The 6788-nt window shown below is 66.3% G+C and carries 7 protein-coding genes; 4 read left to right on the forward strand and 3 right to left on the reverse strand.

Going from position 1 to position 6788, the window contains the following annotated elements; all coding sequences use genetic code 11:
• Positions 1-282: 282 nt before the first annotated feature.
• Positions 283-1203: a hypothetical protein gene (locus tag Q0994_RS25620; RefSeq protein ID WP_299538721.1), complete on the reverse strand. Its 921-nt coding sequence runs from the start codon at positions 1201-1203 to the stop codon at positions 283-285.
• A gap of 269 nt (positions 1204-1472) precedes the next feature.
• Here Q0994_RS25620 and Q0994_RS25625 point away from each other — a divergent pair, with 269 nt between their 5' ends.
• Positions 1473-2381 carry a hypothetical protein gene (locus Q0994_RS25625; protein WP_299538724.1) on the forward strand — a complete coding sequence of 303 codons (909 nt, stop codon included), beginning with the start codon at positions 1473-1475 and terminating at the stop codon, positions 2379-2381.
• 11 nt (positions 2382-2392) lie between these two features.
• Positions 2393-2524 (forward strand): hypothetical protein, encoded by a 132-nt coding sequence (locus Q0994_RS25630; protein WP_299538726.1) that lies wholly within the window; start codon positions 2393-2395, stop codon positions 2522-2524.
• Positions 2525-2890: 366 nt separating this feature from the next.
• Here the strand turns inward: Q0994_RS25630 and Q0994_RS25635 are convergent, their stop codons facing one another.
• Entirely contained in the window at positions 2891-3082 is a 192-nt protein-coding gene (locus Q0994_RS25635) for a hypothetical protein (protein WP_299538728.1), read from the reverse strand.
• A 90-nt stretch (positions 3083-3172) separates the two neighbouring features.
• Between Q0994_RS25635 and Q0994_RS25640 the strand changes: the two genes are divergently transcribed.
• Entirely contained in the window at positions 3173-3667 is a 495-nt protein-coding gene (locus tag Q0994_RS25640) for a very short patch repair endonuclease (protein WP_299538730.1), read from the forward strand.
• A gap of 149 nt (positions 3668-3816) precedes the next feature.
• Positions 3817-5829, forward strand: coding sequence for a DUF262 domain-containing protein (locus Q0994_RS25645; protein ID WP_299538732.1), 2013 nt, complete (start codon positions 3817-3819; stop codon positions 5827-5829).
• A gap of 52 nt (positions 5830-5881) precedes the next feature.
• Here Q0994_RS25645 and Q0994_RS25650 read toward each other — a convergent pair whose 3' ends face one another.
• Positions 5882-6769 carry a protein NO VEIN domain-containing protein gene (locus tag Q0994_RS25650; protein ID WP_299538734.1) on the reverse strand — a complete coding sequence of 296 codons (888 nt, stop codon included), beginning with the start codon at positions 6767-6769 and terminating at the stop codon, positions 5882-5884.
• Between the last annotated feature and the right edge of the window lie 19 nt (positions 6770-6788).

Consider the following 6788-nt stretch of genomic DNA (forward strand, 5'->3'; position numbering starts at 1 on the left):
ACGGGGTGGGGAGGGAGGGGAGGTTTTCCCAAAATCCCTTATCTACCTCCCGGATGAACCACACGGCTCGAACCCCGGAGCTCGGATACCGGCCCTCGGAACCCGAAGCTCAAGCGTCGGTCCGGGACCCCTGACCGGACCCCGAAAGAGTGAGTAGGCCACTACGGCACTCGGACTCCGGGATTCGAGACCCGAGCGTCGGAACGGTGACCGCACCCATACTGCGGCGTCACGGCGGACTCGACCACGCTCGACCGTCCACATCCGTTCCGTAGGCGCGACTTACCGACGTTTCAGGACGCGCCAATCACGGCCCGGCTTCGGGATCTTCACCTCGTCCGCAACCGGGAGGCCCTGGCTCGGGTCGTGACCTTGGCCCTGTTCCTGGTCCTGGTTCCGGTTCTGGTCCTGGATGACCTCCCCCGTGAAGACCTGCCCCGTGAAGACCTGCCTCGTGAAGACCTGACCCCCGACCGGCTGCGCGAGTTCCAGGCCGGCCAGGTGTGTCCTGAGCCTCTTGGACATGGGGCGGAAGGTCGCGTAAGTGAGCCCGCCGGACACCGCGGCCCCGACGAGGGGAATCGCCTTCGAGACCGACTTGGCGAAGGTCTGCTTCGTCATCTCGACCCCGAGGTACTGGGCGACCTTCTTCACGACGGGGTAGACGACCCCCTTGGTCAGCGCCTGCTGGGGCAGCTTCTTGGCGACCTGCTCGGAGATCATCCCCGCCACCTTCCCCACGGCGGCGTTCGCGGACTGAGTCCCGAACATCACCCCGAAGAACAGCGTGAGCACTCCCTTGGTGGCGTCATCGAGGTCGTCATGGTCGGCGGAGAACAGATCGGGCCAGCTGTAGAGGTAGGCGAGCTTCTGCGCGATACGCAGCATGTGGGCGACGTACTGGGCCAGATCGGCCGGCACCGTGGCGGGCAGAGCGAGAACGCCGGGAATTCCAGCAGCCGCCGAGAGCGCGCTCACCTTGGCGGTTTCATAGCGGATGGAGGCGTCGGCCACCTTGCGCAGAACGTCCAGAGGGATACCCGCCGCTGCGGGGCTCTCCTCCAACGCCCGACGCAGTTGATCCTCCGAGCAATGACGAGCCAGCGCCGTCCGGAGATACGCCTCCCGGTCGATCTGCACACCTGGAAGTTTCGCCGCGCCGACCAGAACAGCGGAGAAACGCGACTCCGGGTTCTCACTCATGTGTCCCGTGACCATGCCAGGAACGTACAACAGACAGGCGATCCGTATCCCGCTCATCGGCTATTGCGATCGCGGACGGAGAGAGTGAGAACTGAAGAGGCGGACGGACCGGGGTAACGCGTCGCCCCCGTGTTCCCATAAACGCGAACTTCGGCTCGCACCAGGCTCACCGTGCGTACGCTGCGTCAGCGTACGCACACAAGGAGTGGACTGTACGAAGCGTCCGGCCTGACGATGTAGCCGGTCAGAAGCGGTACGACGGGGGGCTGTTGCCGGAACACACGAAGCGGGCGCTGGGTCGCGGGCGCGGCAGCACGTCGGTTCCGGACGACGAGGCATTCGGTCTGGTCGTGGCGCTCGCCCGGCTGGCGCGGAGGGGCGCTCGGCCCTCTCATCTGGCGCTGGCGCTCCTCGGCGAAGGGCACCCGGTGCCGGAGGAGACCGTGCGGGATGCCTTCGGCAAGGCGGTCCGGGGCCTGAGCGCCAGGCTCGGCGAGGAAGGTCCGGAAGAGGGGGAAAACGAGGAGGAGTGGGCGGAGCGCGTCGCCGACGAGGTGGTCGCCTCGGGGCAGCGGGTGCGGCTCGTTCCCGCGCGGGTGCGCCGGATCGATGAGGGCATCGCCCGGGACATGCGTGACCGGGGGGTGGTGTGGCCCCCTCCCGAGCTGGCCGGCCTGGACGCGAACCCGGAACCTCCGAGCCTGTCCGGCGGGGAGGTCACCACTGCCGCGGTGACCACGGTGCTGCGTGGAGGTGCCGCCGTCACGCCGCAGGGGATCGGTGACGTGCTGCGGGCCGTACAGCGGACGGGGTGGGGCAACCCGGGGGCGTCACTGGTCGAGTACACGGTCGATGACGTCCCTGATGCCGCCCAGGAGGTGTTCCTCCCGGACGGCGGGATGAGCACCGTTCCCGACGGTGACGTCCGCGGCGCCCTGCTGAGTCTGGCGGAGGCGGCCACCCTGGAGGACCTGCGGGATGCCTGGGAGGTGGGCGGGGCGACCCGCGGGTGGGCGCTGGACCTGTGCGCACGGGTCGAGACGGAGCTCGAGGCCGGCGAGTTGGGCGACGCGACCCTCACCTGGCTAATGGGCAGTGCCTTCATGTCGGGGCTGGTACTGATGGCCCAGGTGGGAGACCGCCACTGGTCCCCACAGACCGGGCGTCGTACTCCCTGATCCTGTTGATGATGCGGCGGTCGTTGCGCGACCTCGACGGCAAAGTGCCGGACTGCCAATGGGAGCTGCTCGGATTCCCCGCCGTGCTGCCGGCCCCGCTGATCCCGTTCCTCCAGCCGCGGCACGCCTCCGAGATCCAGTAGGAGAATCATGATCCAGAGCCCTCGTGAGACCGTGGCGGCGGCCATGGCCGATCTGGCGGTGCTGTGTGCTCTCCACGTGGCCGGTCGGCGGTTGCTGTTTCTGCAAAGTCAAACTGGTGGGCGGGTGGGACTCGAACCTAATCGGGTGACGTGTCCCGCCTGCGACTTCTTCGGAGAACCCGACGTCTCTATCCGTATCGATTCCGATGCGTCCGTCTCAGTCCGGGTTGATCGACTCCGGTTAGGCGGGGGCCGACTCCTGTCACCGTCAGCCGAAGTCGACGAGAGCGATGGCGGCGATCTATTCCTTCTGCGAGGCCTGGTCGAGCAGTAGGCCGCTGACGCTGATCGCTGACTTCCTGGAAGTCAGGTTAGGGAGCCAGTGGTCATCAACTCGATCATCGCGTCATCTGCCCTGCGGAGCACAATCCGGCCGTCGCCGACGCTGTACGCGACGATGCGGGCTCCGGGGTTCAGGCCAGCCTCGACGAGGACTCCCATGGGGAGCTCGAGTCGGCCGTCTTCGCCGATCTCTAGTTCAGTCGGTTCGCGCAGCATGGCGGCAGTCTCCCACAGGGCTCGGAGCGCGGGTGTTGCCTGCTTCAGAGCCCCGCGGGTTCGAGCCGCATCAGACATACTTGGGAGCTGATGAACAAGCTGCCTCCTGAGCCAGTCACTGGCGGATGGTCTCCACCGGACGGATCCTGGGCATCTTCTGCTGCGAATCGCCGCAGCATGCTTGGAAACCGGAACCGGGACACATCCCCAGAACGTGCGCTCCGCTCCCTCGTCCATGCGGCTGGCCTCCGCTACCGGGTGGCCGCCAAGCCGCTCCCGAGGATGCGCCGTACAGCGGATCTCGTCTTCCGTCCGACCCGCGTCGCGGTCTTCGTCGACGGCTGCTTCTGGCACGGGTGCCCAGAGCACTTCGTGCCGCCGAAAACGAATCCCGACTACTGGCGGGAGAAGATCGGGAGGAACGTGCAGCGCGACAGGGATACGGATGCGCGTCTCGAAGAGGCGGGATGGCTCGTCCTCCGTTTCTGGGAGCACGATGCGGCTGAGGCGAGTTCAGCGATCGTCTGCGCTGCGGTCCGATCGCGCCGGGGCGCGGCGGCACTGGGTGCCGAGCCGGAGGAGTAGCACCGAGCCCGGTAACCAACATGCGGATTTAGCAGCCTGGGTGTGGGCCCTGTCCACCTCGTCTACCGTATTCACCAGCGCAGTTGGACTGCGCTAGCCCAGGTCGAACGCGGCCCGATCAGGAGCAGCAGGGGTGGGGGCACCAGCGTATGGCAGTCGAACGTACCAACCGTGATATCAAGACGCTCATCGGCCAGATCGCTGACGGGGAGATCATGCTCCCGGAGATCCAGCGGGGCTACGTCTGGCGAGCCTCGCAGGTCGCGAAGCTCGTGGAGTCGATGTACCTCGGATATCCGGCGGGAACACTTCTGCTGTGGAAGACCGACGAGGGAGCCGAGACCCGTACCGCGGCAATCGGATCCGGGCAAGGGCTTCCCAGCGTCATGCCGCTTTACCTGCTCGACGGGCAGCAACGGCTCACCTCCCTGTACCGCGTCTTCAACGATCACGCCACGGCGCAGATCGTTTTCAACATCGAGACGGAGGCGTTCCAGAACCAGAGCAACGCCACGCTCAGGAGCCCGAAATGGATCAAGGTCTACGACGTCGTCGGTCCCGACGCTGACCCGTTCGCGCTCCAAATGCAGCTCCGCTCAGCTGGGCTGTCCATCGACGGTTCTGAGATCGGACGCCGCCTGAAGGCGCTCGAAGCGATCTCGCAACGCGACTTCCACATGGAGGTCCTCCACGGCTTCAGCTACGAGGAGGTCACTCAGATCTTCGTCCGTGTCAACAGCGGCGGCCGCCCGCTGAAGACGACCGATCTGGCGATGGCAACTCTCTCGGCCCGCTCGCCGGGATTCCTGGGAGAACTCGAGAAGGAATCGGCCCGGTGGGCGGAGCTCGGCTACCGAGCAGTCGACGCCAACTTCCTCATCAAGGCGATCACGCTCAGCCTGTCAATCTCAGGCAAGCGCACCTCGTCTGTCTCCAGGCTGACTACAGCCAGTCCAGAATCCGTCGCGGAGGGGTGGGGACAAGTCCGCCGAGGACTCGAGCGCGTCGTTCCGCTGCTCCGTGAGCAGTTGCTTGTGCCGACAACGGCGCTCACCTCGTCCGTCACGCCCCTGCATCCGCTGATCGTCTTCTACGGCCGACTGGCTGCTGGGGCAATTGTTGACCCAGAGGTGGAGAAGGGCCTGCTCTACTGGTTCCTGGCCGCAAGCGGGAGCAACCGCTACGCCGGGGCAACCGACAGCGCCCTCACTCAGGACGTCAATGCCCTCGACTCTGACGAGCCGGTGCGTGCACTCCTTGCCAACCTGCGCTTGGACGAGAAGGGTTTCAGCGTGACCGCCCGCGATCTTTCGGGGCGCAACATCCAAAGCCCGTACATCATGCTGTCCTACCTGGCAGCTGCCCATTCCGGCGCAGAGGACTGGTGGGCCGGCGGACCGATCTCGATCACTGCCGAGGGGACCGACAAGCTGCAGTACAGCACCCTGCATCCGGCGGCGCAGCTACGGAACCACGCGAACAAGTACACGTCCGCGGAGATCAACGAGTTGGCAAACATCGTCTTCGTCTCGCCCCAAACGGCCAAGAACATGATCGGCAACCGCTCTCCCGCCGAATACATCAGGGAAGTGCAGGCCGAAGACCTGGCGGCCCACGCTGTTCCGACGGACCCGAGGGTTCTGGAAGCCGACGGGTTCCGGGACTTCCTCGTTGCCCGCCGAGAGCTTCTCGCAGAGAGGATCTCCGCACTCCTCGAGCGCTTTCGCCCTGCCTTCATCGATAAGGGCGTCGCTAGCGACTTGCGGGCAGAAGAAACCCCCCGGCGGTCCCTCATGCTTACAGGATTCGCAGCGGGGAGTCGCACCCTGCTGCTCGCGGAGGCGCAGGCAGGGACGCAGCACTGGGTCGGCAGGATCGACACCGCTGAGCTGGACGCCGCTCTCGACGCAGCGGCCAGTGGCCTCGACAGCGATGTCACCGTAGCGGGCGAGACGACGCCGCTTAGGGGCGATGAAGACGGCGTGACCCTGCCAGTCGGTCCCTTCAAACTCCGAGGCACCGTGGATCATTGGCGATTGGCTCTGAAAGACGCCTTCTCGGACGCGTTGCCTGCGGCTGACTGCCCCGAGGCGGAGTCGCCAACGTGGATCGGAGAAACGGAAGAGTTCCTTTTGACCGACATCGGCGTCCAAAGGGCCTAGGAACCCTTGGCTGAAGGGGGATTATTGTCGGCACCACTCCCCCTTCAGCCTCCTAGGGTCCGCTCAATAGCAACCCAGCCGCCCCCGGGCGGAGCAGAGGTGCCAGCTGTGGGATGCCCGGGACAACCGCGTCCGGCGAGACGTCCAAACGGCATGCTTCCCATCGCCCGAAGGGCCCTCGGTCCTGCGGAACCTGGGCCCTGATCCACTCGGCAGCAACGGACGCGACCGCAGCGATCTCATGGTCCTGCGTGAGCTGTACGGTCACGAGCTGCCATGCCGGATCGCGGCGCATGGTCTCGTACTCGTGCCGGGACAGGTAGAAGGCCAGCCTTCCGCGCCGCACCGTGCTCTTCGCCTCGATGTGCAGCGGGTGCCGCCTCGCGTGGACGGCGATGTCATACCCGAAGCCGTCGGAGTACGCCGCAACGTGTTCGACGCGGGCGTCGGTGGCCTCGGTGAGGAGCGCGACGAGGGCTAGTTCGCCGGCGCTGCCGATGAGGGCCCGCGCCTTCGTATCGACCTTGCCCCAGACTGCACTGACCTGCTCGTACGCCTCGTTCTCAGAGATGTCCAAGGCATCTGCGGCCCGCAGGGCGTCCTCCGGAAGCTCGTCCGGGCCGCGCACGAGGATGTCGGCGTCCTGGAGCCACGGCGCGCCACTGGAGGCCAGGACGGCACGGAATACACGCTCGCCCGCTGCGGCACTGCTGTCCGGGTCTTCAAGCAGGCTGTTCTCGCCGAGCCATGTGTAGGCCGCTTCGTACTGCGTGGGGGTGAGGTCGCTGTAGTCGACGTGATTGGTGAACAGTGCGCGGCACCGTGCGGGGCTGGACGCCGGGAGCCGTTCCAGCCACCGCAGGGCGGCGCGCAGGACTGGGCTAGGACGTGTCCGGCGGATCATGTGACTTTCCGACCGGTCGCTCGTTGGTTGGGTCATGGGCCGGGGGGATCTGACG

It is taken from the genome of uncultured Streptomyces sp. (assembly GCF_947488945.1).
Classification (GTDB): Bacteria; Actinomycetota; Actinomycetes; order Streptomycetales; family Streptomycetaceae; genus Streptomyces.